The sequence below is a fragment of the Nonomuraea africana genome (assembly GCF_014873535.1).
In the GTDB taxonomy this organism is placed as follows: Bacteria; Actinomycetota; Actinomycetes; order Streptosporangiales; family Streptosporangiaceae; genus Nonomuraea; species Nonomuraea africana.
The window spans coordinates 5,393,173-5,418,830 of the sequence record NZ_JADBEF010000001.1; the positions used below are offsets into that span (position 1 = coordinate 5,393,173).

A 25,658-nucleotide genomic window follows, 5' to 3' on the forward strand; every position below is an offset into this window, starting at 1 on the left:
GGCCACCTCGCGCTCCACGTTCTCCTCAGAGTTCCGCACAGCCCGAGACCGTAAGCCAAGCCTCTACCGGCCAACGCCGCCGAACCCCGTTCTGTGGACAGACGGGAAACAACCGTCAGTCGCTCGGCGACACCGTGATGCCCAGCGCCCCCGGCCCCACGTGGACGCCGATCACCGCCCCCACCTCGACCACGCTCAGCCGTACCAACGCAGGCAGTCGGCGGGAGAGCCGCTCGGCCAGCGCCTCGGCCCTGCTCTGCGCCGACAGGTGCTGGACCGCCACCTCCACCGGCCCCGTGCCCGCCGCCGCCACCGCCAGGTCCTCCAGGCGCGACAGGGCGCGCGTGGCCGTACGGACCTTCTCCAGCGGCACGATGCGCCCGCCCTCCAGATGGAGCAGCGGCTTGATCAGCAGTGCCGACCCGACGAGTGACGCCGCGGCGCCGATGCGACCGCCCTTGCGGAGATATTCCAGCGTGTCGACGTAGAAGTACGTCTGCGTGCGAGCCGCGAGGGCCCTGGCGACCGAGGCCACCTCCTCCATCGACCGCCCGTCGGCGGCGGCGCGGGCGGCGGCCAGGACGGGAAAGCCCAGGCCCATGGCGATCGACCTGCTGTCCACCACCTCGACAGGGACGGAGGCCGATTCGGCGGCCAGGCGCGCCGCCTCGACTGTGCCCGACAAATCCCCCGACAGATGAATAGCGACAATTCCCGAAATATCAGACAAAGAATCGTAAATGGCGGAAAAGCGGGCGGGAGAAGGGCGCGATGTCGTCACCGGGGTCCATTCGCCGATCGTCACGGAATCGCCCTCGTCATACGGCCGACCACCCACGATCACCTGCAAAGGCACCACGGTCACACCGGAGGGAACGGAAGGCAGATAAGCCGTGGAATCGGTGACGATCGCGACCGAAGGTGACATGACCCCGAGACTAGCTACTGGACCGGGATTCCGCCCCGCCAGACCCTGCGCGGCTTCAACCCGAAGGACCAGGCGAAGGCGCCCTCGTGGTCGGCGTCCCACTGGACGATGTCGGCCAGCCGTCCCGGAGCGAGCACGCCGCGGTCGGGCGCGCCCAGCACGGTGGCGCCGCCCAGCGTGGCGGCCCGCAGCGCGTCGCCCACGCTCATTCCGAACGCCGCCACCGCCAGGCTGATGACCAGCGACATCGAGGTGATGCCGCAGTGGCCGGGGTTGTGGTCGCTGCCTAGGGCGATCGTGACGCCCTGCGAGATCATGCGGCGGACCGGCGGAAGGCTGCCGCGCTGCATCGCGGTGGCGGGGCAGAGCACGGCCGGCACGCCGTAGCGGGAGAGAACCGAGATGTCCTCGTCGGAGGTGTGGTGGAGCAGGTCGGCCGAGGCGCAACCGAGCTCGGCGGCCAGCTGGACGGCGCCGCGGCGGCTGTAGGCGCCCGCGTGGACGCGCGGCAGCAGGCCGACGTTGCGCCCCGAGGCCAGCACCCAGCGGGACTCCTCGGTGGTGAAGTGGCCCTCGTCGCAGTAGACGTCGACGCTGTCGGCCCCGGCCGCCGCCGCGTCGGCGCACCAGGCGCCCACGGCCTCGACGTAGTCGCGCTGGCGGCCGAAGTACTCGGGAGGAACGACGTGCGCCGCGAGGAACGTGACGTGCACGCGCGGCATCATCGGCTCCTTCTCCAGCTCGCGCAGCAGTCGCACGTCGGCCAGCTCGCCGTCGCGGGTGAGGTGGTAGCCGGTCTTGGCCTCGACCGTGGTGGTGCCGCTGAGCAGCCAGGAGCGCAGCCGCTCGCGCACGCCGTTGCAGAGGGTCCAGGGGTCGGTGCCGCGGGTCACGGTGACGGTGGAGCCGATGCCGCCGCCCGCCGCGTTGATCGCCGAGGAGGTGGAGCCGCTGGACCGCATCGCCATCTCGGCGTAGCGGTTGCCCGCGTAGACGGGGTGGGTGTGCGCGTCGATGAGGCCGGGGGTGACGAGCGCGCCGCTGAGGTTCTCGACCTGGTCGACGTCGACGATGTCGTCGACGACACCGGGGACGCTCTGCGGGAGGTCGGCCGCCCGCCCCACCCAGGCGATGCGGTCGTTGTGCACGAGGAGGGCCGCGTTGCTGATGACATCGTTTCCGGTCCACATGCGGCCGATGTTGGTGAGCAGCCGAACAGTCATCGCACCACCCCGCACGCAGGCAGCGGCAAGCGGACGGCGGCTACCGCGCCCACTGAGCCCGCTCCTGGTCCGGCCGACATCGGGGGTCTCCTGCTCTCATCCGCATTGATCCTGCGGTGACCGATCGCCGGGCTCATGATCCGGCGATTTCAGTTCAGTTACGTTATTTCACAGGTCGGCTCGCTGTACAGGGTTATCCGGAAGAAAGCCCTCGCATCAGAACGACTCATGCGTCTCTTGAGGCAGCTCAGCCTCGCATTTCCGCTCTGGCCCCCGCATGCGGCATCACTCGCAGCAGCCATCTCGATACCCGCGCCATTAGTGTCGTAAGGCTTGCCTTATCGTAGCAATCCCAGCGGGGAACGACCACTGTCGTGTTCATCCCCTAACGCGAAGAACGGCCCGCGCCACATGGCGCGAGCCGTACTTTCGATCGGATATCAGCCGACGCGCTCGACGGGCTTGCCCACCCGCTCCAGCTCGTGGAAGAGGCTGGGCAGCACGCGGGCGTGCAGCACCGTGCCGTCGCCGACGTGCTCGAGCGAGATCACCTCGCCCTCCTTGTGGGCGCGCGAGATCAGGTCACCCCTGTCGTACGGCACCAGCATGAGCACCTCGTGGTCGAGCCTGGGCAGCTCGCGCTCGACGAGCGCCATCAGCTCGTCGATCCCCGCGCCCGTGCGCGCCGAGACCACGACGCTGTTGCGCTCGCGCCTGGCGATCCTGTCGAGGACCTCCTGGCCGGCCGCGTCGGCCTTGTTGATCACCACGATCTCGGGCACGTCGAGCGCGCCCTCGATGTCGGCGAACACCTCGCGGACCGCCGTAAGCTGGCCCTCGGGGTCGGGGTGGGAGCCGTCGACCACGTGCAGGATCAGGTCGGCGTCGGCCACCTCCTCCAGCGTGGAGCGGAACGCCTCGACCAGCTGGGTCGGCAGGTGCCTGACGAAACCGACGGTGTCGGCGATCGTGAAGAGCCTGCCCTCGGGCGTACGCGCCTTGCGCACGGTCGGGTCGAGGGTGGCGAACAGCGCGTCCTCGACCAGCACGCCCGCACCCGTGATGCGGTTGAGCAGCGAGGACTTGCCCGCGTTCGTGTAACCGGCGATCGCGACCGCGGGGACCTCACGGCCCTGGCGGTGCGCCCGCATGGTCTCACGCGAGGTGGACATACCGGAGATCTGCCTGCGGAGCTTGGCCATGCGCTCGCGGATGCGGCGCCGGTCCAGCTCGATCTTGGTCTCACCGGGACCGCGACCACCGATGCCCACGCCGCCGGCGGCGCGGCCACCGACCTGCCTGGACAGGTTGCCACCCCAGCCGCGCAGGCGCGGCAGCAGGTACTGCAGCTGCGCCAGCTCGACCTGGGCCTTGCCCTCGCGGCTCTTGGCGTGCTGGGCGAAGATGTCGAGGATCAGCGCCGTACGGTCAATGACCTTGACCTTGATGATCTCCTCGAGCTGCCGCAGCTGTCCGGGGCTCAGCTCTCCGTCGCAGATCACGGTGTCGGCGCCGGTCGACTCGACCACGTCACGCAGCTCGAGCGCCTTGCCCGAACCGATGTACGTGCCGGGGTCGGGCTTCTGCCGCCGCTGGATCAGGCCGTCGAGCACCTGGGAGCCGGCCGTTTCGGCCAGCAGCTTGAGTTCTAGAAGGGAATTGTCGGCGTCGTCGGCCGTGCCGGAGGTCCAGACGCCGACCAGGACGACCCGCTCCAGCCTCAGCTGGCGGTATTCGACCTCGGTGACATCCTGGAGCTCGGTGGAGAGCCCAGCCACGCGCCGGAGCGCCTGGCGCTCTTCAAGGTCGAACTCGCCTACTTCGAAGTCGTTGTGCATTCGTGTCATCTCTAATGGGGAACGTCTGGACGTACCAGAATCATCCCCGAACGGCGCCCGTCCAGTCACCTGGTTAAAGAGGCAGTACCTTCACATCGCCCGCGCCCGACGAAATCGAGACCTTTCGCGGCGCGGCCGCGTCGTCGGTGACCTTCACGTCCGCGCTGCCCGCGCCGGTGTCGGTGGTGACGTCGTAGGCGCCCTGCGGGAGGTAGAGGGTCGCGGTGCCCGCGCCGGTCTCGAGTTCGACGCTGTCGGGCGCGCTCGCGTACTTCAGCTTGATGTCGCCCGCGCCCGTCTCGACGAACAGGCGCTTGCCCGTCAGCCCGTTGGCGTCGATGTCGCCGGCTCCCGTGGTGACGTCGAGGTCGCCTGCCAGCGAGCGCAGCGTGATGTCGCCCGCGCCGCTGTCGGTCTTCACCCGCATGCCCTTCGGCACCTCGATGGTGTAGTCGACGTAGCAGGAGGCGTTCCAGGTCCTCTTGCAGTCGTAGGAGAGCTCGAGGGTGTCGCCCTTCACCTCGTGCCGCACCTGCGGCTGGTCGCTGCGCCAGTGCATGTTCTCGGTGACCTTGATGCCGGTCCGGTCGGACCCGGTCACCACGATGGCGCCCCCTTCGCCCTTGACGCTCAGCCGGACGACATCGTCCTTCACCTCGTAGGAGGCGGTCTTCTTCTCCGTGGGCCCGCCGATGCCCGCCAGTCCGCACCCTGTCAGCAACGTCACGGAGGCCAGGAGTCCGCCTACGGCGATCACGCCCTTCTTCTTCATGCCGCCGATCCTCCCGCCGGGACGGCCGAGCGGCATCGGGGATCACCCCTACCTTGTCCCGGACCGACCCCGTGAAGTAGCGTCACTTCCATAATTCAGAAGTATTTTTCCATTATGCGGAAAGAGGCTCCGATGGAGATCACCGGCCCGATGCTCGACCGGTTCGAGGAGATCCTCACGCCGGAGGCGCTGGCCTTCGTGGCGGAACTCCACAGGAAGTTCGACGCCAGGCGGCTGGAGCTGCTGGAAGCCCGGCAGGTCAGGCAGGCCGAGCTGTCGGCGGGCGGCACGCTCGACTTCCTCCCCGAGACCAAGGCGGTCCGTGAGGGCGACTGGCGGGTCGCGGCGCCCGCGCCCGGTCTGGAGGACCGCAGGGTCGAGATCACCGGGCCCGTGGACCGCAAGATGACCATCAACGCGCTCAACTCCGGAGCCAAGGTGTGGCTGGCCGACTTCGAGGACGCCAACTCCCCGCTCTGGGAGAACTGCGTCAGCGGCCAGCTCAACCTGCGCGCCGCGCTCGACCGCGCGATCGACTTCGAGGCCGGCGGCAAGAGCTACGCGTTGAAGCCCGACGCCGAGCTGGCCACCATCGTGGTCAGGCCGCGCGGCTGGCACCTGAACGAGAAGCACGCGCTGGTCGACGGGCAGCAGGTCTCGGCCTCGCTGTTCGACTTCGGCCTCTACTTCTTCCACTGCGCGGCCCGGCAGATCGCCAAGGGCAAGGGCCCGTACTTCTACCTGCCGAAGATGGAGTCGCACCTGGAGGCCCGCCTCTGGAACGACGTCTTCGTGCACGCCCAGGAGGCGCTCGGCATCGACCACGGCACGATCAGGGCGACCGTCCTGATCGAGACCTACCCCGCGGCCTTCGAGATGGAGGAGATCCTCTACGAGCTGCGCGACCACTCCGCGGGGCTGAACGCCGGACGCTGGGACTACCTCTTCAGCGTCATCAAGAAGTTCCGCACGCGGGGCAGGGAGTTCCTGCTTCCCGAGCGCAACGCGGTGACGATGACGGCTCCCTTCATGCGCGCCTACACCGAGCTGCTCGTGCGCAGCTGCCACAAGCGCGGCGCCCACGCGATCGGCGGCATGGCCGCCTTCATCCCCTCGCGCAGGGACCCCGAGGTCAACGCGGTGGCGCTGGAGAAGGTGCGCGCGGACAAGACCCGCGAGTCCGGCGACGGCTTCGACGGCTCCTGGGTCGCCCACCCCGACCTGGTGCCGATCTGCCGCGAGGTCTTCGACTCGGTCCTCGGCGAGCGCCCCAACCAGCTCGACCGGCTGCGCGAGGACGTCGAGGTCTCGGCCGCCGACCTGCTCAACGTCTCCGCCACTCCTGGCGACATCACCGAGAACGGCCTGCGCAACAACGTCGACGTCGCCCTGCGCTACCTGGCCGCCTGGATGGGCGGGCTCGGCGCGGTCGCCATCCACAACCTCATGGAGGACGCGGCCACCGCCGAGATCTCCCGCTCCCAGATCTGGCAGTGGATCCACAACGGCATCGAGCTCGCCGACACCGGCGCCCTGGTGACCAAGGAACTGGTCGAGCAGATCATCGCGGACGAAATGGCCAAGATCGCCGAGGAGCCCGGCTACGACGCGGCCCGGTACGGCCAGGCCGAGGCGCTGTTCAAGGAGGTCGCCCTCGACGACGACTTCGCCGAATTCCTCACCCTGCCCGCATACGCCCGTATGCCGTAGTCTGCGAGTTTTCGAGGAGGTGGCGCGGTGCTGGCGGAGCTGATCGGCAGGCTCGGTGAGGTGCTGGAGCCTGGGGCGATCATCACCGATCCCGTACGGCTGCGCACCTACGAGTGCGACGGCCTCACCTACCACCGCGCCATGCCCGGCGTCGCCGTCCTGCCGGACACCGCCGAGCAGGTCGCGGGGGTGGTCAGGCTCTGCAACGAGTACGGCGTGCCGTTCGTGGCCAGGGGCTCGGGCACCGGTCTCTCCGGTGGCGCGCTCCCCCGCACCGACGGCGTGCTGATCGTGACCTCCAGGATGCGCGCGATCGTGGAGATCGACCTGCCGAACCGCAGGGCGGTCGTCGAGCCGGGCGTGACGAACCTGGCGATCACCGAGGCGGTCCGCGACCAGGGCTACTACTACGCGCCCGACCCCTCCAGCCAGCAGGTCTGCTCGATCGGCGGCAACGTGGCGGAGAACTCCGGCGGCGCGCACTGCCTGAAGTACGGCTTCACCGTCAACCACGTCGAGGCCTGCGAGATCGTCACCCCCGACGGCGACATCGTCACCCTCGACCGCACCGATCCCGGCTACGACCTGCTCGGCGCCTTCATCGGCGCCGAGGGGACCCTCGGCATCACCACCAAGGTCACCGTACGGCTCAGCCGTACGCCCGAGGCCGTGACCACGGTGCTGGCCGCCTTCGACAGCATCGAGCAGGGCGGCGAGGCGGTGTCGGCGATCATCGCCGCGGGCATCCTGCCTGCCGCGATCGAGATGATGGACGCGCTCGCCATCGCGGCCGCCGAGGCGGCCGTGGCCTGCCGCTACCCGGAGAACGCGGGCGCCGTGCTGATCGTCGAGCTCGACGGGCCGCTGGCCGAGGTCGAGAGGCAGTTCGCGCTGCTGACGCAGATCTGCGCGAAGGCTTTCGAACTGCGGGTGGCCGACGACGCCGCCGAGCGGGCGGCGATCTGGAAGGGCCGCAAGTCGGCCTTCGCGGCGGTCGGGCGCATCAGCCCCGCCTACATCGTGCAGGACGGCGTGGTGCCGCGCACCTCGCTCCCTCAGGTGCTGGCGGGGATCGACGCCCTGTCCCGCGAGCACGGCATCAGGGTCGCGAACGTCTTCCACGCCGGTGACGGGAACCTGCACCCGCTGGTGCTCTTCGACGACACCGAGCCGGGCGCGGGCGAGCGGGCCGAGATCGTCTCGGGCCGGATCCTCGACCTGTGCATCGAGCACGGCGGTTCGATCACCGGCGAGCACGGCGTCGGGGTGGACAAGGCCCGCTACATGCCCAGGATGTTCACCGCCGCCGACCTCGACACCATGCAGCTGGTCAGGTGCGCCTTCGATCCTCGCGGGCTGTCGAACCCCGGCAAGATCTTCCCGACGCCGCGGCTGTGCGGGGAGGTCCCGGGCGTGCGCAAGGGTGTGCATCCGCTGGTCGAGTCGGGAAAGGCGGAGCAGTTTTGATGCCTTCGGGGGTCACCGTGCGGCAGGCGGGGGCGGACGACGAGGTGGCGGGGGTGCGCCCGACATGGGTGGCGCTGCCCGAGACCACCGAGGAGGTCGCCGCCGTCCTCTCCGCCGCGGCCGAGCACGACCTCGCGGTCGTCCCGGTCGGCGGGGGCTCCAAGCTGCACTGGGGCCCGCCGCCCGAGCGGTGTGACGTGCTGCTCGACACCTGCTGCCTCAACCAGGTCCTCGAGCACGCCGAGGGCGATCTGGTGGTGCGCACCCAGGCGGGCGTCACCATGGAGGCGCTGGCCGACACGCTCGCCGCGCGGGGGCAGGAGCTCGCGCTCGACGTCCAGGTGGAGGGCGCGACCGTCGGCGGCACCCTCGCCACCGCGCTCCCCGGCCCCCGCTCCTTCCGGTACGGCGGCGCCCGCGACCTGCTCATCGGCATCACGGTGGTCCTCGCCGACGGCACCGTCGCCCGCTCGGGCGGCAAGGTGGTCAAGAACGTCGCGGGCTACGACCTCGGCAAGCTCTTCACCGGCTCCTACGGCACCCTCGGCGTGATCGCCGAGGCCACCTTCCGGCTGCACCCGCTCGCCTCCGAGCGCCGCTGGATCCGCGCCCGCCTTCCCGTACGGCCGGCCGTCCTCCTCCAGGCCCTGGCCGCCGCCCAGGCCGAGCCCACCGCCATCGAGATCAACCAGGCAGGCGACGACGCGCACGCGGAGCTGGCCGTCCTGGTGGAGGGGTCGGCCGCCGAGCCCCGCGCCGAGGCCGTCGCCGCCCTGATGCCGAACGCGACGGTCAGCGCCGAGCCGCCCTCGTGGTGGGGCGCGCTTCCCGGCGGCGACGTGCTCATGGAGCTGCGCTTCCCGCCTTCGCAGGGGGAGGCGGCGCTGGAGGCCGTCCACGGGCTCGGCGCGACGGTCAGGGGCTCGCTGGCCTCCGGCATCCTCTGGCTCGCGCTCTCTCCGTCCGAGGGGCTCTCGGGGATCGTGGCGGCGCTCCGGTCGCGGCTGGCCGAGGTGGGCGGACGGGTGAGCGTGCTGGCGGCGCCGTACGAGGAGGGCCTCGACAGATGGGGCGAGATCGGCGCACTGCCGCTGATGCGGCGCGTCAAGGAACGCTTCGACCCCGGGCGCAGGCTGTCTCCCGGCAGGTTCGTGGGAGGGATCTGACGAGATGGACCCCGAGCTGATCAAGGACTGCGTGCACTGCGGGTTCTGCCTGCCCACGTGTCCGACCTACGTCCTGTGGGGCGAGGAGATGGACTCCCCACGCGGCCGCATCCACCTGATGAGCCAGCACGTCGAGGGCACCCCGATCACCCCCGAGATGGCCGGGCACTTCGACGCGTGCCTCGGCTGCATGGCATGCGTGACCGCCTGCCCCTCGGGCGTGCAGTACAACCGGTTGATCGAGCAGACCCGCGCCGAGGTGGAGCGGGAGCACGTCCGCGAGCCGAGGGAGCGGGCGGTGCGCGGGCTGGTGTTCGGTCTCTTCCCCTACCCGCGCAGGCTGCGCGCGCTGCGGCCGACGCTCGGGCTGGCCAGACGGCTGCAGCCGCTGCTCGAACGGGCGGACCCCAGCCTGGGCGCGATGATCGCACTCGCCCCTTCCCCGGGGCGGCGGCAGCGGCTGCCCCGCCGGGTACGGGCGGTCGGCACGCGCAGGGCCGTGGTCGGGATGCTCACCGGATGCGTGCAGAACGAGTTCTTCCCCCAGGTCAACGCTGCGACCGCGCGGGTGCTGGCGATGGAGGGCTGCGAGGTGGTCATCCCGCCGCACCAGGGGTGCTGCGGGGCGCTGAGCGTCCACTCGGGACGGGACGACCAGGCCAGAAGATTCGCCAAGCGCACGATCAGGACATTTGAGCGGGCGGGCGTCGACACGGTCGTGGTGAACGCGGCGGGGTGCGGCTCCTCCATGAAGGAGTACGCCGACCTGCTCGCGGACTCCCCCGAGTGGGCGCGGCGGGCACGCGCGATCAGGACCGTGGACCTGGCCGAGTGGCTGGCCGAGCTGGGTCCGGTGGCCCGGCGGCATCCGCTGCCCTTCACCGTCGCCTATCACGACGCCTGCCACCTGGCCCACGCCCAGGGGATCAGGAGCCAGCCTCGCGAGCTGCTGCGCGGCATCCCGGGACTGTCGCTGCGGGACATCCCCGAGTCGGACCTGTGCTGCGGGTCGGCGGGCACCTACAACATCTTCCAGCCTGCCGCGGCGCGTGAGCTGGGGGATCGTAAGGCGGAGCGGGTGCGTTCGACGGGCGCGGACCTGCTGGTGTCGGCCAACCCTGGCTGCACGATGCAGATCGCGGCTGCCATGCGGCGGGCGGGCGGGGAGATCAGGGTGGCGCACACGGCCGAGATCCTGGACGCCTCGCTGCGCGGGGTCACCCCGTCCTTCCTGAACCCTTCCACCGGAAAGCCCCACTCGTGAACCCGCCACCATGGGACAGGCCGGGACATCATGTCGGCGTGGGGGCGGGGTGGGTCGGGTGAGCGTGCAGTCGGTCGACAGGGCGCTGGACGTGCTGGAGGCACTCGCCGCGCACGGCGGCGAGGCGGGACTGTCGGAGATCGCGGCCCGAACCCGCCTGCCGTACGGAACGATCCACCGCCTCCTCCAGACGCTGCTGGCCCGCGGCTACGTGCGCCAGGAGTCGGACCGCCGCTACGCGCTCGGCGGCGCGCTGGTCAGGCTGGGCGGGGTCGCCGAGCGGATGGTCGGGGTGTGGGCGCAGCCGTACCTCACCAGGATGGTCGAACTCTCGGGCGAGACCGCCAACCTCGCGGTGCTGGAAGGTGACTTCATCGTCTACGTCGCGCAGGTGCCGTCACCGCGCAGGCTGCGGATGTTCGCCGAGGTGGGCAGGCGGGTGCTGCCCCACAGCACGGCTGTGGGCAAGGTGCTGCTCGCCGACAGGTCGGACGGCGAGTCGATGGCGCTGTTCGAGCGGACCGGCATGCCCCGCCGTACGGCCAACACGATCACCTCCCACGAGGAGATGCGCAAGGAACTCGCCACGGTCAGGTCCAGGGGGTACGCCATGGACCTGGGCGAGGAGGAACTGGGCGTGCACTGCCTGGCCGTCCCCGTGCGCGATGGGGGCAGGGTGGTGGCCGCCATGTCGGTCTCGGGCCCCGCCGAGCGCATCGACGCGCTGGACAGGGAGGAACTGGCGGAGGGCATGCAGAAGATCGCCCTCGACTTCAGCCGAGAACTCGGCCCCGACGAAGGCATATGACCCCGCCCCGTCGCGCTTGACGGCGCCGCCGAACACCAGATCCAGGACCGGTGGGTCGCCGTCGAATCCCTCACCCGCGAGGCGCGGGATTCAGAGACCACCATCCCAACGGCGACCCCCGTCCAACGCGAGGCTCGGACACTGGACCTCCACCCAACGCGAGACGAGTCGACGTGAAGTGTGGGTCCTTTCGAGGGGTCAGCGTCTTGGGGTGATGTTGATGGCGCCGTCCTGCGGGACGGGGACCACGTCGACCTTGCCGTCCTGGATCGCCTTCCAGAGGATCGCGCCGTTCGGGCCGAGCACGCGCACCAGGTCCTGGATCGATTCCAGTTCGGTCTTCACCTTGGCGTTGATCTGCTGCTGGGCCAGGTTCTGCTGCTTGGCGGCCTGCTCGGCGGCCAGTGCGTTGATGAGGCTCTCGGGCGGCTGCGGCTTCTGGATGGTCAGCACCACGTCACCGCAGTCGCCGACCCCGGCGTAGTTGGGCTGGCAGAAGTAGTCCGCGCCGGCCGTCTCCTTGATGAACTGTCTGGCCAATTGTCCTACACGCTGCTCCCACTGTTGTTTGATCGTGGGATCGTTGAACAACTTCTTCCACTCGAACTCCTGGGAAGCGGCGTCCATCGCCCGGTCGAGCGGCTGCTTGAAGTAGAAGTTGAGCATCTTGGTCCAGCCGCGCGAGTCCCCGTCCTCGAAATACGCGCCGAACTTGCGGCCGATCTTCTCGTGGAACTGCTGCAGCACCTTGCAGTCGGTGTTGAGCGTGAAGGTCGCCGAACCTGCCACCTTCATTTCGACGTTGTCCTTCGAAACGATGCTGATTCCGCCCGACTCGGCGCTGTCGCCGCCGGAGAAGTCGAAGGTCCGCTGGCCGAACGGGTAGTGGTAGTCGGTGTCACCGGGCCCGAGCCAGGTGGCGCCGCTGGAGGGGTTGATGCAGCGCTCGAACTTGATGGCTTCGAAGGTGCCGCCCGCGTAGTGGAGCACCACCTCGTCCGGCTCGGTGCTGACCCGCGAGAAACTGGTGAGGACGGTGATCAGGCCGATGAGAACGGCCACCGCCGCCGCGATTAAGAGTCCTCTTTGCACGCGCCGAGATAATAGTCTGTCGCGCCACCGGCAGCTCTTGATTCCAACGGCGCCGACAGCTCGGTGGTGACCGACGTCAGCGCCCCAGGTCGGTGGTGGGCGAGGCTGCCCTCAGAGCGGGCTGGCAGGGCGGTGGTGACCAGCCAGTGTCTCGCGGGCGTCTCCCTGGTGGCCCGGGAAAGCGTTGGTCGGCTGTGTGCTCGGGTACTGCTGACGAGGCGCATCCGGGTAGCGTGCGAGACATGTGTAGAAGCATCAAGACGCTGCGGCCGCCGTACACCGAGGACGTCACCGAGGAGGACGTGCGCGCCGCCGCCCTGCAGTACGTCAGGAAGATCTCCGGTTTTCGCGCACCCGCCGCGCACAACGCCGAGGCGTTCGACAAGGCCGTGGAAGCGATCACGATGGCGTCGGAGGAGTTGCTCGCCTCGCTGCACGTCCGCGGCGCCCATTGACAGCCCCCATGTGCGGGGGAATGGTCCTGATATGCCCCCCATCAGCGGCCTGTACCGCGGCCAGGACGGTGAATCCCAGCTCGACCTGAGAGTCGACGTCGACGGAGTGAGGCCCACCGGACGGCTCAGCGGCGACCTGTTCACCACGACGGGCTCGACCACCGCCTATCACGGCTCCTTCGTCGTGCACTCCACGACCAGGCAGGGCGACAGGGTCGAGGGTCAGGGTGCCTTCACCTTCGCCGCGCCCGACCGGCACGTGACCGTCACGATCACCGAGGACAGCGCCACGGCCACGGTCGCGGGGCGCACCTACGGGCTGCACCGCGCCTCGCCGTACTTCAGGAGTGTGCTGCTGGAGCAGGACTCGGTGGCCGGAGCGGTGCCGTTCGTGTCCTACGACACCGGCTCGCTGCCCGGCCCCTCCGGCAGGCGGACGCTGACCGTGGCCGAGGCGTACGCCGAGGCGGGGGTGGAGCTGCGGATCGCCGAGCCCGGCGTGATCCCGGTGGACGGTGCGGGCGACGACCTCGCCTGGGACGACTCCGAGCTGCACAACGCGATGACCCAGCAGTTCGCCTCGTTCGGCGACCAGGCGGCGTGGCGGCTCTGGCTGCTGGTGGCCAGCAAGCACGTGGGCGGCTTCCGGGGCATCATGTTCGACTACAACGACGCCTGCCAGCGCCAGGGCGCCGCTGTCTTCCACGACGCGATCAAGGGTGAGTCGCCCGAGGCCCAGCGCGCCCAGCTGCGCACGTACGTCCACGAGCTCGGGCACGCCTTCAACCTGCTGCACTCCTGGCAGAAGAACCTGGCGCGGCCGCCGCAACCCCTCGGCCCGCACGGTGGCTTCGGCGACCTGTCGTGGATGAACTACGTGCAGAACTACCAGCCCGGCGGGGAGCGCGCCTACTGGCAGGCCTTCCCCTTCCAGTTCACCGACCCCGAGCTGGTCCACCTGCGCCACGGCTTCTTCCGCGACGTCGTCATGGGCGCCAACGCCTTCGGCACGGGCGCCGCCGAGATCGACCCCTTCGAGCAGCCGGTCTCCGACCAGTCCGGACTGCTGCTCGAGGTGCGGGCCAAGGACTCCTTCGAGTACGGCGAGCCCGTCGTGGTCGAGCTGAAGCTCTCGTACACGGGCGAGGCCAGGACCACGCACGGCCACCTGCACCCCGACACCGAGTTCACCCAGATCTCGATCACCCAGCCGTCGGGCAGGACCGTACTGTACCGGCCGATGATGCGGCACTGCGTGGACGACTCCCCCGAGATCAGGCTCGACTCCGGCAACCCAGCGATGTACCGCAGCGCGTACATCGGGCACGGGCGCGACGGGCACTACTTCCAGCAGCCCGGCGACTACCAGGTGCGCGGGCAGTACATCGCCGCCGACGGCTCGCGCATCGTCTCCATGCCGTGCCTGGTGCGGGTCCGCCACCCGATCACCACGACGGACGCTCGGGTCGGCGAGCTGATGCTGGGCGAGGAGCAGGGCAAGCTGTTCTCGCTGCTCGGCTCCGACTCGCCGACGCTGCGCTCGGGCAACGAGGCGCTGGGGGAGGTCATCGACCGGTACGGCGACCACCCGCTGGCCGTCTACGCGCGGCTGGTGAAGGGGCTGAACGCCGGGCGCGAGTTCAAGGACCTGGGTGCGGACAAGAAGCTCCACGTGCGCCCGGCCGACACGGGCGAGAGCATCGAGCAACTCGGCGCGGTGGCCAGGGCGGCGACGATCGACAACATCACGCTGAACATGGTCATGCGCAGGCTGGCCGGTGCGGTGGCGCGCAGGGGCGATCTCGAGCTGGCGCACGGGGTGATGGACGACATGGTAGCGACGTTCGCGGCGAAGGGGATCAACCCCATCGTGCTGGGGCGGATCAGGCAGCAGGCGGAGCTGACGAAGCGGGCGCTCACCGCCGAGACGTCATGAGGGGGCGATCCTCGGCGTCACAGCGGATCTCGACCTCGACCTCGGTTCTCGACGACTGACTCAGCAGGAGGACAGGATCCCGTCCATCGCGGCCTTCTCCGCCGCCGTGACCCACAGCGCGTACTTCGTCTTCACCTGGACCTGCCTGGCGATGTAGGCGCACCGGTACGCCTTGCGCGGCGGCAGCCAGGTCGCCGCGTCGGCGTCGCTCTTCTGGTTGTTGAGCGGCCCGTCCACCGCCAGCAGGTTCAGCGGGTCGTTGGCGAACTGCTTGCGCTTGTCCTTGCTCCACTGCTGCGCGCCCTTCTGCCAGGCGTCGGACAGCGGGATCAGGTGGTCGATCTGCACGGCCATGCTGGTGTCCTGGCCGCGCTTGAAGTGGATGGTCTTCCCCGAGTACGGGTCGTCGAGGATCCCGGTCAGCACGATGCAGTCGTGCGTCCCCTTCTTGAACGTCTCCTCGCGCAGGTCCCGCTTGAGAATGTCGTTGCGCGTGTCGCACCCGTTGCGGTCGACGTCGGCCCAGGCGGGGCCGAACTCCTCGCGCTCGAAGCCGGTCTTCGGGGCACGCCCCTTGACGGCCAGCTCCTTGAGGTCTTCGCGTGCCTTGGCGATGTCGGCTGAGGGTGGCTTGCCGGCATCGGACTCGAGGTCGGCGGCCTGCGTGGGCCCGCATCCGGCGATCAGCACCAAAGAGGCCAGACCCACCAAGAGTTTCCTATTCACGATTAAAGTCTAGGCAATAACACCAAGCCTTCCCTCAATCGGATGAAAAGCACAGGCCAAGCAGGGGTTTACGGGGCGATGTAACGGCGGGCACCGGCACGCACGAGGAGCGTCGACCGGGCAGACGTCAGCCGGTGACCACGGCGGAGCTTGACGGGGCTTGCCGTATGGGACAAAGGACGGCGACGGCCCGCACCCCGAGAAGACGCACCCTAGAAGCCGCACCCCGAGAACCTACGCCCTGAGAAGCCGGGAAGCTGCGGCGAGAAGACGGCGGGCGTCTTGAGACGGGCCCTGGATGCGGCGGAGGTCAGGTGATGAGGCTGCCGTCGGAAGGCAGACGGCAGACGCCGGGAGACGGATCCCAAAGCAGCGGGGCCAGATGGTGAGGAGGCCGCCGTTGCAGGGAGATGGCGAGCACTCGGAGAGACGAGCCCCGACGCGGGTGAGGTGGTGAGAAGGCCGCCGTCGACGAGAAACCGGCGGGTGGGCGCTCGGGGGCGAGGAGGTTGTCGTCGGCGGGGAGATGGATGCCGGTTCAGGTGGTGAGAAGGCCGCCGTCGACGGGGAGGGTGATGCCGGTGATGTAGGAGGACGCGTCGCTGGCCAGGAAGATCGCGGCGGCCACCAGCTCCGCCGGGTCGCCCGCGCGGCGCATCGGCACCCGCGCCTCGAGCATCGCCTCCAGGTAGCCCGCCTGGTAGCTCTCGGTCATCTCCGAGTGGAAGAAGCCCGGCTCCAGGCAGTTGACCCTGATGCCCTTGCGTCCCGTCCACTGCTGGGCGAGATCCCGGGTCAGCCCGATCACGCCCGCCTTCGAGGCGCTGTAGGCGGCCTGGGGCAGCCCCGCCGTCGTCTCGCCGAGCACGCTGCCCACGTTGATGATCGACGACCCTGGCCGCATGACCCGCCCGCAGGCCTGAGCCATCCAGTAGGTGCCGTGCAGGTTGATGTCGACGACCTGCCTGAACTCCTCGGGCGTCTCCCGGGTGGCGGGCACCGCGGTGCCCACCCCCGCGTTGTTGACCAGCACGTCGACCGCGCCGAAGGCGGACACCGCCGCCGCCACCAGCGCGTCGCAGTCGGCGACGACGCTCACGTCGGTGGGCACGGCCACGCAGCGCCGCCCCGTCGCCTCCACCAGCTGCCGCGTCGACTCGAGCCGGTCCTTGCGACGGGCGCCGATCACGATGTCGGCGCCCGCCTTGGCCAGCCCCCGCGCGAAGGCCACCCCGAGCCCTGACGAGGCTCCGGTGACGATGGCGACCTTTCCCTGAAGGCTGAACCGTTCGAGCATCTAGAGACCGTACTCCTTGGTGATCCGCTCGTGCCGCTCGACCTCGACGTCGACCTCGCGGGCCAGGTCGAGCCAGGCCAGCGGGTGCACCCAGCGCTCGGTGGCGTCGTCGAGCAGCGCGTCGACCTCGACCGGGGAGACGTTGGGCGGCACCGCGACCCAGCCGAACACGCCGGGCAGCTGCTCACCGGTGGTCGGGTGGGTGACGCGGTAGTTCTCGTCGCTGTAGACCCACATCGGCCAGCCGCGCTCGGCCATGACCTCGGTGAACTCGGCCCAGTCGGACTCGCTCGGCGCGGCGCCGTCGAAGAAGTAGCTGGTGTAGCCGCCGGGACGGAGCATGCGCACCGCCGCGAACGGCGGCACGAAGTTCTGCTGCTCCTCGGGGTCGTCGGGGACCGGCTCGAGCAGCTGCGGGTCGAAGACGACCAGGTCGCCCGCGTTGTACTCCATGCCGCGCGGCTGCGGCAGGGCCAGCCTGGCGGTCGCGGGCCCGGTGCGGATGGACAGCACCTGGCGCTGACCGCCGTCGGGCGCGGGCAGGATGATCCGGACCAGGCCCAGCTCCTCCTCGATCGGCCCCTCGGTGGACTTGATCGGCATGCCGATCCGCTTGGCGCCAATGCGGACGGTCTCCCAGTCCTCGGCGGAGGTGGCCAGGACGATCATGCGCCAGACGTCCTCGTCGGTCATGTCGTCGCTGTCGAGGGCCTCGCGCAGCGCCTGGGCGCCCTTGGCGTCCTGGTCGAGCTGCTGGGCGGCGCCCGCGAGGGCGCGCCTGGCCTCGATGCCCGCGCCTGCCGCCAGCGCCTGCTCGGACTCGGAGACGGCCTGCTCCCAGCGCTCGCGGGCGATGTGGAGCCGGGCGAGCGCGAGGTGCTTGGCCGCCGGGGGCAGCAGCTCGGCCATCTGCTCGAGCCGCTCGTCCTGGCGCGCCTCGACGAGCAGGTTGGTCAGGAAGTCGATGTCCTGGGCGTCGGCGGTGGCGATCTCGCCGGTGTCGACGAGCATCTTCCAGTAGATGTCGGCACCGGTGGCCGGGTAGCCGAGGAAGCCCAGCGTGGTGGTGTGGCGGCGGGTGGCCTCGATGTCCTGGCCGGACAGCGGCGCCAGCCAGCCGACCCACTCCTCGGGGTTGGCGTTGATGCCGTCGGCGGCGTCGAAGTAGGCGACGCGCTCCTCCAGCGGGCTGGTGGCCTCGGGCGCCGTGGTGGCCGCGGCGGCGGCGCGCAGGGCGGCGACCCGCTCGGCCACGCCCTCGTCCGAGCGGAGCTCGGCGGCGGCCTGCTCGGCCAGGTCGGCGAGCAGGCCGGCCTGCCAGACGCCCTGGCGGGCGACCGCGAGGTCGCCGGCGACCAGCGCGAGCTCGACGCGGGCGCGGTAGCCGCCCATCATGCCGAAGTAGTCGATCCACTGGCGCAGGACACGGCCCAGCTGCCAGGTGTTGGTGATCTGCGCCGAGCCGGCCAGCTTGTCGACGGCCTGCGCCCACTCCACGAAGTCGCGCGGGTGGTCGCCGACGACGTCGAGGTCGGGCAGCGCGTCGACGGCCTCGGCCGTGCGCCCCAGGGTGGCGAGGATCAGCGAGCGGCGCACGCCCTCGCGGTGGGGCTTGGCGACCGGGTCGTCGGGCTTGAAGTCGGCGGCGGCCTGGATGGCGACGAGCGCGTCGTCGGCGCGGCCGGCGGCCAGCAGCGCGCGCGAGCTCTCCGCGCCCAGCTCCCAGCTCGTCTCGCGGCTGACCGCGCCGAGGCGCTGGATGGCGTTCTCGGCGTAGGAGACGGCCTCGTCGGCGCGGCCCGCGTCGGTGAGCGCGGAGACGTACTGCGTCACCAGGCCCGAGTAGGCGGCGTCGGTCGGCTCGAGCGCCTCGATGGCCGGACCGAGGAGCGCCAGGCGGTCGGCGGCGTAGCCGGGGCCGTCGGCGTTGGCCTGCGCGATGGCGAGCGCCTCGATGGCCGCGGGGGCCGAGGGGCACTCGCGCACGTCTTCGCGCTGGGCGAACGCCACGAGGCTCTCGGCGTCGCCGATGGCGACGGCGCCCTGCGCCCGGTCGCCGACGCGGCCGATGAGGTGCCAGTAGCGGGCGTAGAACTCCAGCCAGGCCAGGCCGAGGCTCTCCGCCTGCTGCGCGATCGCCGGGGCCATCACGTCGAGCTGCGGGTATCGCCCCTCGTAAGCCTGTGCGGGCAGATCACCCAGCGCCATGGCGAATCCGGCGTTACCTGCCTCAGAAAGCTGCTGCTGGGTTTCGCCGACCCAGGCCCAGATGTCCACGTCCATGGGCAGTCAGTCTGCCAGGTCAATGGACATGCCCCAAACGCATCGAGGTGACGACCTCGTCGCGTTCCGCGTCGGTCAGGACGGCGAAGGCGCTCGCCATCAGCTCGTCCGTCAGTTCCTCGGCCGCCCGCCTGCGCGCGATCGTCTCCTCGTCGAGCTTCGGGTACGGCTCGGGCCAGGTGAAGAACCGCGCCATGCTCTCGCCTGAGGAGATGCCGAGCGGCGTGCCCTCGTGGTCGGCCGCGAGGGTCGCCACCAGCGGATCGAGGCCCTCGGCGAGGACTGCCACCGCGTGCAGGCCGCCGCGCAGCTCCCGCACGACGTGCATGAGCTGGGTAGCTCGCGCGATGGGCTCGTCCGGCAGCGGCACCGCCCGCCATCCGGCGAACAGCGGCGCTCCCAGCACCGGCGCGGCCGTCGCCACCTTCTCCAGCAGCTCGGCCAGGCGTCCGCAGGCCTCGGCGTCGCTCAGCTTGCGCCTGCCCCACGCGTGGCAGGCCTCGGTGTAGAGGGCGACGGCCTCCTCGACGGGCAGCTTGCGCCCGCCCTCCCAGCTCTCGCGCACGTGGGCGGGAGGGAAGAAGACGGCCACCGAGGTGACCACGTCCGCGTCCACCTCGCCGAGGACGCCGCACCTGCCGCGGAAGTAGAGCTCCCGTGGGCCGAGTCCGGTGCGCGCGCAGAGGTCCTTGGCCTCGCGGGAGACCATGAAGCCGCCGCCCAGCCTGCCGATCGGGCCCTTGACCGCCGCCGCCGTGCTCTTGGAGTCCGCCATGCGGTCAGCATCGCTCAGCAGAACATCGTTCTGCAAGGCCCGCTAGAGAGTCAGTTCGCCCGAGGCGACGATCACCGCGGGTCCGGCGAGGTAGCTGGTGTCGTCGTCCAGCGTGACCGTGAGGTGGCCGCCGGGCACCTCGATGTTCCAGGTGCCGGTGCTCTCCCCCGCCAGGTGCGCGGCGGCCACGGCGGTGGCGACGGTTCCCGTGCCGCACGAGCGGGTCTCGCCCACGCCGCGCTCGAAGACCCGCATCAGCGCCCTGCGCGGCCCGACCGCGTTGAGCAGCTCGATGTTCACGCCGGTGGGGAAGACCCTCGGGTCGAAGCCGGGCTGGTGGCTGAGGTCGAGTTGGGCCACGGGGTCGCCGATCGCGCACGCGAGGTGCGGGTTGCCCATGTCGATGTGCAGGCCGGTGTACTCGTGGCCGCCGACGGTGGCGACGCTCTCGCCGAGCACCACGGGCTTGCCCATGTCGACGCGCACGTCGCCGTCGGCCTCGAGCCTGACGAGCTTGGGCCCGCCCCTGGTGGCGACGGCGAACTCGCCTGGCGCGGCCAGACCGGCCGAGATCAGGTAGCGGGCGAAGACGCGCACGCCGTTGCCGCACATCTCGGCGACGCTGCCGTCGGCGTTGCGGTAGTCCATGAACCACTCGGCGCGGTCCGCCTGGTCGGCCACCTCGGGGGCGGCCTTGGTGCGGACCACGTGGAGCACGCCGTCGGCGCCGATGCCCGCCCTGCGGTCGCAGATGACGGCCACCCTGGCAGGGGGCAGGTCGAGCTCTCCGTCAGGGTCGGGAAGGATGACGAAGTCGTTCTCTGTGCCGTGCCCCTTGAGAAATCTCATGCCCCAACCCTATCGAGGGCCAGCTGGAGCAGGTCCTCCGCGTCGAAGGGCAGCCAGACCACCCGGGGGTCGCGGCGGAACCACGACTCCTGCCGCCTGGCGAACCTGCGCGTGGCCCTGACCGTCTCCTCGAAGGCCTGCTCCTCGCTCCACTCCCCCTCGAGGAAGCGCAGCACCTGCGCGTAGCCGAGGGCCCTGCCGGCCGTACGGCCCCTGGCCAGGCCGAGCGGGAGCAGCCCGCGCACCTCCTCGACCAGGCCCGCCTCCCACATCCGCCGGACGCGCAGTTCGATGCGCTCGTCGAGGACCGGCCTCGGCACCTCCACGCCGATCTGGACGCTGGGGTAGAGGGCGTCGTAGGAGGGCATGTTCGCCGAGAAGGGCCGTCCGGTCAGCTCGATGACCTCGAGGGCGCGCACGATCCTGCGCCCGTTGCTGGGCAGGATCGCCTCGGCGGCCTTCGCGTCGAGCCCCTTCAACCGCTCGAACAGCGCCCCCGAGCCTGACTCGGCCAGCTCCGACTCCAGCCTGGCCCTGATCGCGGGATCGGTGCCGGGGAAGTCGAGGTCGTCGAGGGCGGCGCGGACGTAGAGGCCCGACCCGCCGACGAGGATCGGCACGTCGATCGCGTCCATCAGCGGACGGACCAGCCGCTGGTACTCCGCGACGCTCGCGGTGACCGTCACGTCCCAGATATCCAGAAGGTGGTGTGGCACCCCTCTGCGCTCTTCTTCGGTGAGCTTGGCGGTACCGATGTCCATTCCTCGGTAAAGCTGCATGGAGTCGGTATTGATGCACTCCCCGCCCAACCGGAGTGCCAGATCCACGGCGAGATCGGACTTTCCGGCCGCGGTCGGTCCGACGACGGCGATCACTGGCTGCTTCCCCACACGGATAAGTGTGACAACCCGCGGGGTATGACTCGTCCCAGTGCATCGACACAACATCGGGGGATTTGCCATGTCGATCTTTGACAAGGTCAAGGAGATGCTGAGCGGCGAGGAGAAGCCGCGCAACGTTCCTGAGCAGGCCACGAACGCCGACGGGACACCCGCGCAGGGGCAGGACGCCTCTGGCGACCCGCTCGGCGGGCTCAAGAGCAAGGCGGAGGACACGGCGCAGGGCGGCGTCGACCAGGCCGCGGGAGCCGCGGACTCCGCCACGGGGGGCAAGTACACCGACCACATCGACAGCGGCGCCGACCAGGCGAAGGACGCCGCCGACCGGATCGACGGCCAGCAGGGCTGACGACCGGGGCCGGGGCCGTCGCGACGCTTGGCGGCCCCGGTGACCGTCAGAGGTCGAGCAGCGTCGGCTGCAGGTAACCCTCATGGGTGAGCAGCCAGCGCTTGGTCTCCACGCCCTCGCCGCCGCTGAAGCCGCCGAGCCCGTTGCCGGCCACCACGCGGTGGCAGGGCACCACGATCGGGAGCGGGTTGGCTCCCATGATCGATCCGATGCCGCGGGCCGGCACGCTCGAAGCCGCGCGCCGCGCCAGCTCCCCGTAGGTCACGACCGTGCCGAAGGGCACCTTGTGCAGCGCCTGGAGCACCTGACGCGGGGTCGGCGAGACGAGCCGCCAGTCGACCGGCGTCTCGAACACGCGAAGCCGTCCGGCGAAATAATCAGTCATCTCCGACACGATGCCGGCCGTACGATCCGGGTCATGAACCTCGACCAGGTCCTTCAGGCGCGGCCTGGAACCCCAGCCAGTCGCGACGAGTCCCTCCTCGGAGACGGCCAGCGTGAAGCGGCCCACCGGCGTGGGGATCTCGGCGAAGGCAACGGTGCCGCCAACGGTGGTCATCGTGTCCTCTCGTGAACTCGTGGTGCTGGGCACCTCGAGCGCGGTGCCTACCCGCCACCGTAACCACAACGGCTACCTTCTGCGATGGGACGGCCAGGGCCTGCTGTTCGACCCGGGCGAGGGCACGCAGCGGCAGATGGTGCACGCGGGCCTGAGCGCGCACGACATCCACTGGATCTGCGTCACCCACTTCCACGGCGACCACTGCCTCGGCGTGCCGGGCGTGGTGCAGCGCATCGCCCGCGACCGCGTCACCCACCCGGTGCGCGCCGTCTTCCCCGCCTCGGGCGAGGCCTACTGGCGAAGGCTCAGGCACGCGGCCGTCTTCGCCGACACCGACAAGATCGCCGAGCATCCCGTCTCGGGCCCGGTCGCCGAGGTCGCGCCGCTGACCGCCCGCCGCCTGTCACACCCCGTCGAGTCGTACGGCTACCGCCTGCAGGAGCCCGACGGCCGCCGGATGCTCCCCGACCGGCTCAGGGCCCACGGCATCACGGGCCCCGAGATCGGCGAGCTCCAGCGGACGGGCGCGGTGCGCGGCGTCACCCTCGAGCAGTGCAGCGTCCCCCGCCCCGGGCAGTCGGCCGCGTTCGTCATGGACACCAGGCTCTGCGACCCGGTCTTCGAGCTGGCCGACGGCGTGGACCTGCTGGTGATCGAGTCGACGTTCCTGTCGTCGGAGGCGGCGCTGGCCAAGGACTACGGCCACCTGACCGCCTACGAAGCAGGGCTGGTCGCCGCCCGCGCGGGCGTGCGCAGGCTGGTGCTGACCCATTTCTCCGAGAGGTACGGCCTGGCCGAGGAGCCCGCCTTCCTCGAGGAGGTACGGCGCAGCTACGACGGCGAGGTGGTGCTGGCCCGCGACTTCACGAGGGTGCCGGTGCCCAAGCGGCGCTGAGGGTTCGTGGGCGGCCTCAGGTCCAGGTCGCCACGAAGTACCCGACTCCGTAGGGCGCGCTGTCCTCCAGGAGCTCGGGCCGCAGCTCCACGCCGTCGGCCGCGCCCGCCAGCACCTGCAGGGCGGCCCGCCCGCCGACCCAGAGCTCCGCGGCCCGCTCGGGATCCATCGCGGCCAGCGCGCCCGCGTCCGCCTCCGCCAGCGCCCGCGCGATCTCGTCGTTGTACGGCCCGGCGGCGGGATGCAGGAACCCAGGCGACTTCTCGGTGAGACAGGCCGAGCCGTCGCCCATGACCAGCAGCGCGATCCTGCGCCCGTCGACCAGCGCCGCGCCCAGGGCGAGGCACTCTTCCGCGCTCGCGCCGGAGGCCACCCCCTGGAAGGCCACCTCCCCTGTGGTTCCCACGCCGGTCCGTTGCGCGTCGAGGAGCCAGCGGCCGATCGTCAGCGACAGCGGCAGGACGGGCTCGCCCTCGCCCACTCTCACGTCGACTCCCCAGGGGGCGAGCGTGCCCGCGGGCTGCCCGCCGTACGCGGTGGTCCGCTCGTCGCCGCCGACGACGACGAGCAGGTCGTGATCCACGGCGAGCACCGCCCTGATCGCGGCGGCGCAGGCGGCGCGCAGGCCGTCGAGCTCGGGCGCGGCGGCGCCCGCGAGTTCGGGCACGATCAGCGGCGGATGCGGGCACACGGCCGCGGCGACAAGCATTCGGCCAGGCTAACCGCCACCGCGGCCGATCGGCGTCACGCGTCGCGCCGGTAGGGGTCGTGGCCCTCGCGGACCGCCGCGAACAGGCCCTCGGCGTAGGCGTGAGCCGCCTGGTGCAGGCCGTGGCCGTAGCTCACTCTGACGACGCCGAGCGCGGCCAGTTCGGCCAGCGAAGGGGCGCCGGGGCGGAACAGGACGTTGATCGGCAGCTGGGCGGCCAGGGTCCCGATCTCCTCGGGGTCGGTCAGGCCGATGGGATAGACGCAGTCGGCGCCCGCCTTCAGATAGCGGCCGCCCCTCGCCAGGGCGTCGGAGGTGGTGCGGTCTCCCGCGACGTAGGTGTCGACGCGGGCGTTGACGACCAGGTCGCCGCCCGCCGCCGCCCTGACGGCGGCGAGGAAGTCGGCCTGCTCCTCCATGTCGACGAGGCCGCCGTGGCCTGAGTCCTCGAGGTTGCAGCCGACCGCGCCGGTCTCCAGCAGGCGCTCGACCAGCTCGGCCGGCGGCAGACCGTAGCCGCGCTCCATGTCGGCGGTCACCGGCACGCTGACCGCCCTCGCGATCCTGGCCACTGCGGCGAGCATCTCACCGGGCGGGGTGTGCTCGCCGTCCTCGTAGCCGAGCACCGCCGCCATCGCCGCGCTGCCGGTGGCGACGACGGGGAAGCCCGCCGCCTCCACCGCCCTGGCGGAGGCGGCGTCCCAGGCGTTCGGCAGGATGAGCGGGTTCGTCCTGGTGTGGAGCTCGCGCAGGCGGGCCGCTGTCTCGGTCGTCATGCGCGGACCCTACGGCGGGGACGCCGCGTGCTGAAGGTCCACTCCGCCCGGATACCGATGAGCCACCCGCGGAGCGGTCCCCGAGGTGCCGCCGGTACGGCCTCAGCAGCCGTCGGCGGCGCACTGGCCGGCGACCTCGCCCGCGGGACCGTCGGCGGGGCCGCTGCTCTCCTGCTGGCCGGTGCCGCTCTCCGACCCCTTGGAGGTGTCCTTCGAGGTGCCCTTCGACGTGTCCTTCGAGGATGCGCCGTTGCCGCCCGTGGCCTGGCCCGCCGAGCCGGTGTCGGAGTCGTCGGCGGGCGGGTCGGCGGGGAGGGCGTCGCCCTCGGCCGACTCGCCGCTCTCGACCGGCAGCGCGTCGCCCTCCGCGGACTCGCCCGAGTCGCCGAGGTCCTCTCCGGGGCCCGAGTCATCCTCGGCGCCTGTCTCGGACTCGGATTCCGCCCCTGGCCGCTGGGCCTGCTCGCCGGTCTGGGAGGTGGACCCGCCCGGAGCCGCGTCGTCGCCCAGGAGCGTGACGCCGACACCGCCGGCCACCAGGAGGGCGGCGAGCGCCGAGGCGGCGATGACGAGGGGCTTCCTGCTCTTCTGCGGTCGCTGATCATGACCAGGCCCGGAAAGGATCTCCAGGCGATCCTCGTCAGGCTGGCCCGTCGGTGAGGGGACGTGCCCGTGCATGAGAAAACTCCCTGCGGTCGTATCGGGGGGAAACGCGATGGCTTCCGCGGGCGATGGACCACACTAACCGCAGGAGTGGAATGCCCGCACACCAATCACAAAGGAATCACGACTTGTCTACTCTTGGACCCATACGCCCAGGTTGGCGGACCAGGGCGGTTCCGGTGGCGGGCGTGGCCGGTGTTCTCGGCACCGCTGGAC

24 protein-coding genes are annotated in these 25,658 nt (G+C 70.7%); 9 read left to right on the forward strand and 15 right to left on the reverse strand.

Annotation, left to right across the window (positions count from 1 at the left end; translation table 11 throughout):
- Positions 1-115: 115 nt before the first annotated feature.
- From H4W81_RS25545 to H4W81_RS25560, 4 genes are all read right to left on the reverse strand, one after another.
- The gene (locus tag H4W81_RS25545; RefSeq protein WP_192777135.1) at positions 116-928 is read right to left on the reverse strand and encodes a DegV family protein; all 813 of its coding nucleotides are present in this window, start codon (positions 926-928) and stop codon (positions 116-118) included.
- 14 nt (positions 929-942) lie between these two features.
- Positions 943-2,151 (reverse strand): imidazolonepropionase, encoded by a 1,209-nt coding sequence (hutI, locus tag H4W81_RS25550; RefSeq protein ID WP_192777136.1) that lies wholly within the window; start codon positions 2,149-2,151, stop codon positions 943-945.
- A gap of 440 nt (positions 2,152-2,591) precedes the next feature.
- Positions 2,592-3,998 carry a GTPase HflX gene (gene hflX, locus H4W81_RS25555; protein ID WP_192777137.1) on the reverse strand — a complete coding sequence of 469 codons (1,407 nt, stop codon included), beginning with the start codon at positions 3,996-3,998 and terminating at the stop codon, positions 2,592-2,594.
- Between the two features lie 64 nt (positions 3,999-4,062).
- Positions 4,063-4,797 (reverse strand): DUF4097 family beta strand repeat-containing protein, encoded by a 735-nt coding sequence (locus H4W81_RS25560; RefSeq protein WP_225958793.1) that lies wholly within the window; start codon positions 4,795-4,797, stop codon positions 4,063-4,065.
- Positions 4,798-4,875: 78 nt separating this feature from the next.
- Here H4W81_RS25560 and aceB point away from each other — a divergent pair, with 78 nt between their 5' ends.
- Genes aceB through H4W81_RS25585 form a run of 5 tightly spaced genes read left to right on the forward strand, consistent with a single transcriptional unit; the run spans position 4,876 to position 11,176 of the window.
- Entirely contained in the window at positions 4,876-6,471 is a 1,596-nt protein-coding gene (gene aceB, locus H4W81_RS25565) for a malate synthase A (protein ID WP_225958794.1), read from the forward strand.
- A gap of 27 nt (positions 6,472-6,498) precedes the next feature.
- Positions 6,499-7,938 (forward strand): FAD-linked oxidase C-terminal domain-containing protein, encoded by a 1,440-nt coding sequence (locus H4W81_RS25570; RefSeq protein ID WP_318781947.1) that lies wholly within the window; start codon positions 6,499-6,501, stop codon positions 7,936-7,938.
- Positions 7,938-9,104: an FAD-binding oxidoreductase gene (locus H4W81_RS25575; protein WP_192777138.1), complete on the forward strand. Its 1,167-nt coding sequence runs from the start codon at positions 7,938-7,940 to the stop codon at positions 9,102-9,104. The genes H4W81_RS25570 and H4W81_RS25575 overlap by 1 nt, the downstream gene beginning before the upstream one ends.
- A gap of 4 nt (positions 9,105-9,108) precedes the next feature.
- Entirely contained in the window at positions 9,109-10,368 is a 1,260-nt protein-coding gene (locus tag H4W81_RS25580; protein WP_192777139.1) for a (Fe-S)-binding protein, read from the forward strand.
- 58 nt (positions 10,369-10,426) lie between these two features.
- Positions 10,427-11,176: an IclR family transcriptional regulator gene (locus H4W81_RS25585; protein WP_318781948.1), complete on the forward strand. Its 750-nt coding sequence runs from the start codon at positions 10,427-10,429 to the stop codon at positions 11,174-11,176.
- Between the two features lie 198 nt (positions 11,177-11,374).
- Here H4W81_RS25585 and H4W81_RS25590 read toward each other — a convergent pair whose 3' ends face one another.
- Positions 11,375-12,268 (reverse strand): SPFH domain-containing protein, encoded by an 894-nt coding sequence (locus tag H4W81_RS25590; protein ID WP_192777141.1) that lies wholly within the window; start codon positions 12,266-12,268, stop codon positions 11,375-11,377.
- 242 nt (positions 12,269-12,510) lie between these two features.
- Between H4W81_RS25590 and H4W81_RS25595 the strand changes: the two genes are divergently transcribed.
- Together H4W81_RS25595 and H4W81_RS25600 are read left to right on the forward strand one after the other, a co-directional pair.
- The gene (locus H4W81_RS25595; protein ID WP_192777142.1) at positions 12,511-12,723 is read left to right on the forward strand and encodes a DUF2277 domain-containing protein; all 213 of its coding nucleotides are present in this window, start codon (positions 12,511-12,513) and stop codon (positions 12,721-12,723) included.
- Positions 12,724-12,754: 31 nt separating this feature from the next.
- A complete protein-coding gene (locus H4W81_RS25600; RefSeq protein ID WP_192777143.1) occupies positions 12,755-14,659 on the forward strand; it encodes a hypothetical protein in 1,905 nt (634 codons plus the stop codon).
- 60 nt (positions 14,660-14,719) lie between these two features.
- Here the strand turns inward: H4W81_RS25600 and H4W81_RS25605 are convergent, their stop codons facing one another.
- From H4W81_RS25605 to miaA, 6 genes are all read right to left on the reverse strand, one after another.
- On the reverse strand, positions 14,720-15,385 hold the full coding sequence (locus H4W81_RS25605; protein ID WP_318781949.1) for an HNH endonuclease family protein: 666 nt from the start codon (positions 15,383-15,385) through the stop codon (positions 14,720-14,722).
- 538 nt (positions 15,386-15,923) lie between these two features.
- Positions 15,924-16,682 (reverse strand): SDR family NAD(P)-dependent oxidoreductase, encoded by a 759-nt coding sequence (locus H4W81_RS25610; protein ID WP_192777144.1) that lies wholly within the window; start codon positions 16,680-16,682, stop codon positions 15,924-15,926.
- Positions 16,683-18,965, reverse strand: a complete 2,283-nt coding sequence (locus tag H4W81_RS25615; RefSeq protein ID WP_192777145.1) for a tetratricopeptide repeat protein — start codon at positions 18,963-18,965, stop codon at positions 16,683-16,685.
- 19 nt (positions 18,966-18,984) lie between these two features.
- Positions 18,985-19,740, reverse strand: a complete 756-nt coding sequence (locus tag H4W81_RS25620; protein WP_225958795.1) for an SCO6745 family protein — start codon at positions 19,738-19,740, stop codon at positions 18,985-18,987.
- Positions 19,741-19,782: 42 nt separating this feature from the next.
- Positions 19,783-20,589 carry a diaminopimelate epimerase gene (gene dapF, locus H4W81_RS25625; RefSeq protein WP_192777146.1) on the reverse strand — a complete coding sequence of 269 codons (807 nt, stop codon included), beginning with the start codon at positions 20,587-20,589 and terminating at the stop codon, positions 19,783-19,785.
- On the reverse strand, positions 20,586-21,464 hold the full coding sequence (miaA, locus tag H4W81_RS25630) for a tRNA (adenosine(37)-N6)-dimethylallyltransferase MiaA (RefSeq protein WP_420538756.1): 879 nt from the start codon (positions 21,462-21,464) through the stop codon (positions 20,586-20,588). The genes dapF and miaA overlap by 4 nt, the downstream gene beginning before the upstream one ends.
- Before the next feature lie 85 nt (positions 21,465-21,549).
- On the opposite strand from miaA, the gene H4W81_RS25635 reads away from it, so the two are divergent.
- Positions 21,550-21,837 carry an antitoxin gene (locus tag H4W81_RS25635; RefSeq protein WP_192777148.1) on the forward strand — a complete coding sequence of 96 codons (288 nt, stop codon included), beginning with the start codon at positions 21,550-21,552 and terminating at the stop codon, positions 21,835-21,837.
- A 46-nt stretch (positions 21,838-21,883) separates the two neighbouring features.
- Here the strand turns inward: H4W81_RS25635 and H4W81_RS25640 are convergent, their stop codons facing one another.
- Positions 21,884-22,396 (reverse strand): methylated-DNA--[protein]-cysteine S-methyltransferase, encoded by a 513-nt coding sequence (locus H4W81_RS25640; protein WP_192777149.1) that lies wholly within the window; start codon positions 22,394-22,396, stop codon positions 21,884-21,886.
- A gap of 1 nt (position 22,397) precedes the next feature.
- Between H4W81_RS25640 and H4W81_RS25645 the strand changes: the two genes are divergently transcribed.
- Entirely contained in the window at positions 22,398-23,294 is an 897-nt protein-coding gene (locus H4W81_RS25645) for a ribonuclease Z (RefSeq protein WP_192777150.1), read from the forward strand.
- A gap of 16 nt (positions 23,295-23,310) precedes the next feature.
- On the opposite strand, the gene H4W81_RS25650 is transcribed toward H4W81_RS25645, so the two are convergent.
- The 3 genes from H4W81_RS25650 to H4W81_RS25660 form a co-directional block, all read right to left on the reverse strand.
- A complete protein-coding gene (locus H4W81_RS25650; RefSeq protein ID WP_192777151.1) occupies positions 23,311-24,003 on the reverse strand; it encodes a class III extradiol ring-cleavage dioxygenase family protein in 693 nt (230 codons plus the stop codon).
- 35 nt (positions 24,004-24,038) lie between these two features.
- The gene (locus H4W81_RS25655) at positions 24,039-24,779 is read right to left on the reverse strand and encodes an isocitrate lyase/PEP mutase family protein (protein ID WP_192777152.1); all 741 of its coding nucleotides are present in this window, start codon (positions 24,777-24,779) and stop codon (positions 24,039-24,041) included.
- Positions 24,780-24,881: 102 nt separating this feature from the next.
- A complete protein-coding gene (locus tag H4W81_RS25660) occupies positions 24,882-25,457 on the reverse strand; it encodes a prolipoprotein diacylglyceryl transferase (RefSeq protein WP_192777153.1) in 576 nt (191 codons plus the stop codon).
- Between the last annotated feature and the right edge of the window lie 201 nt (positions 25,458-25,658).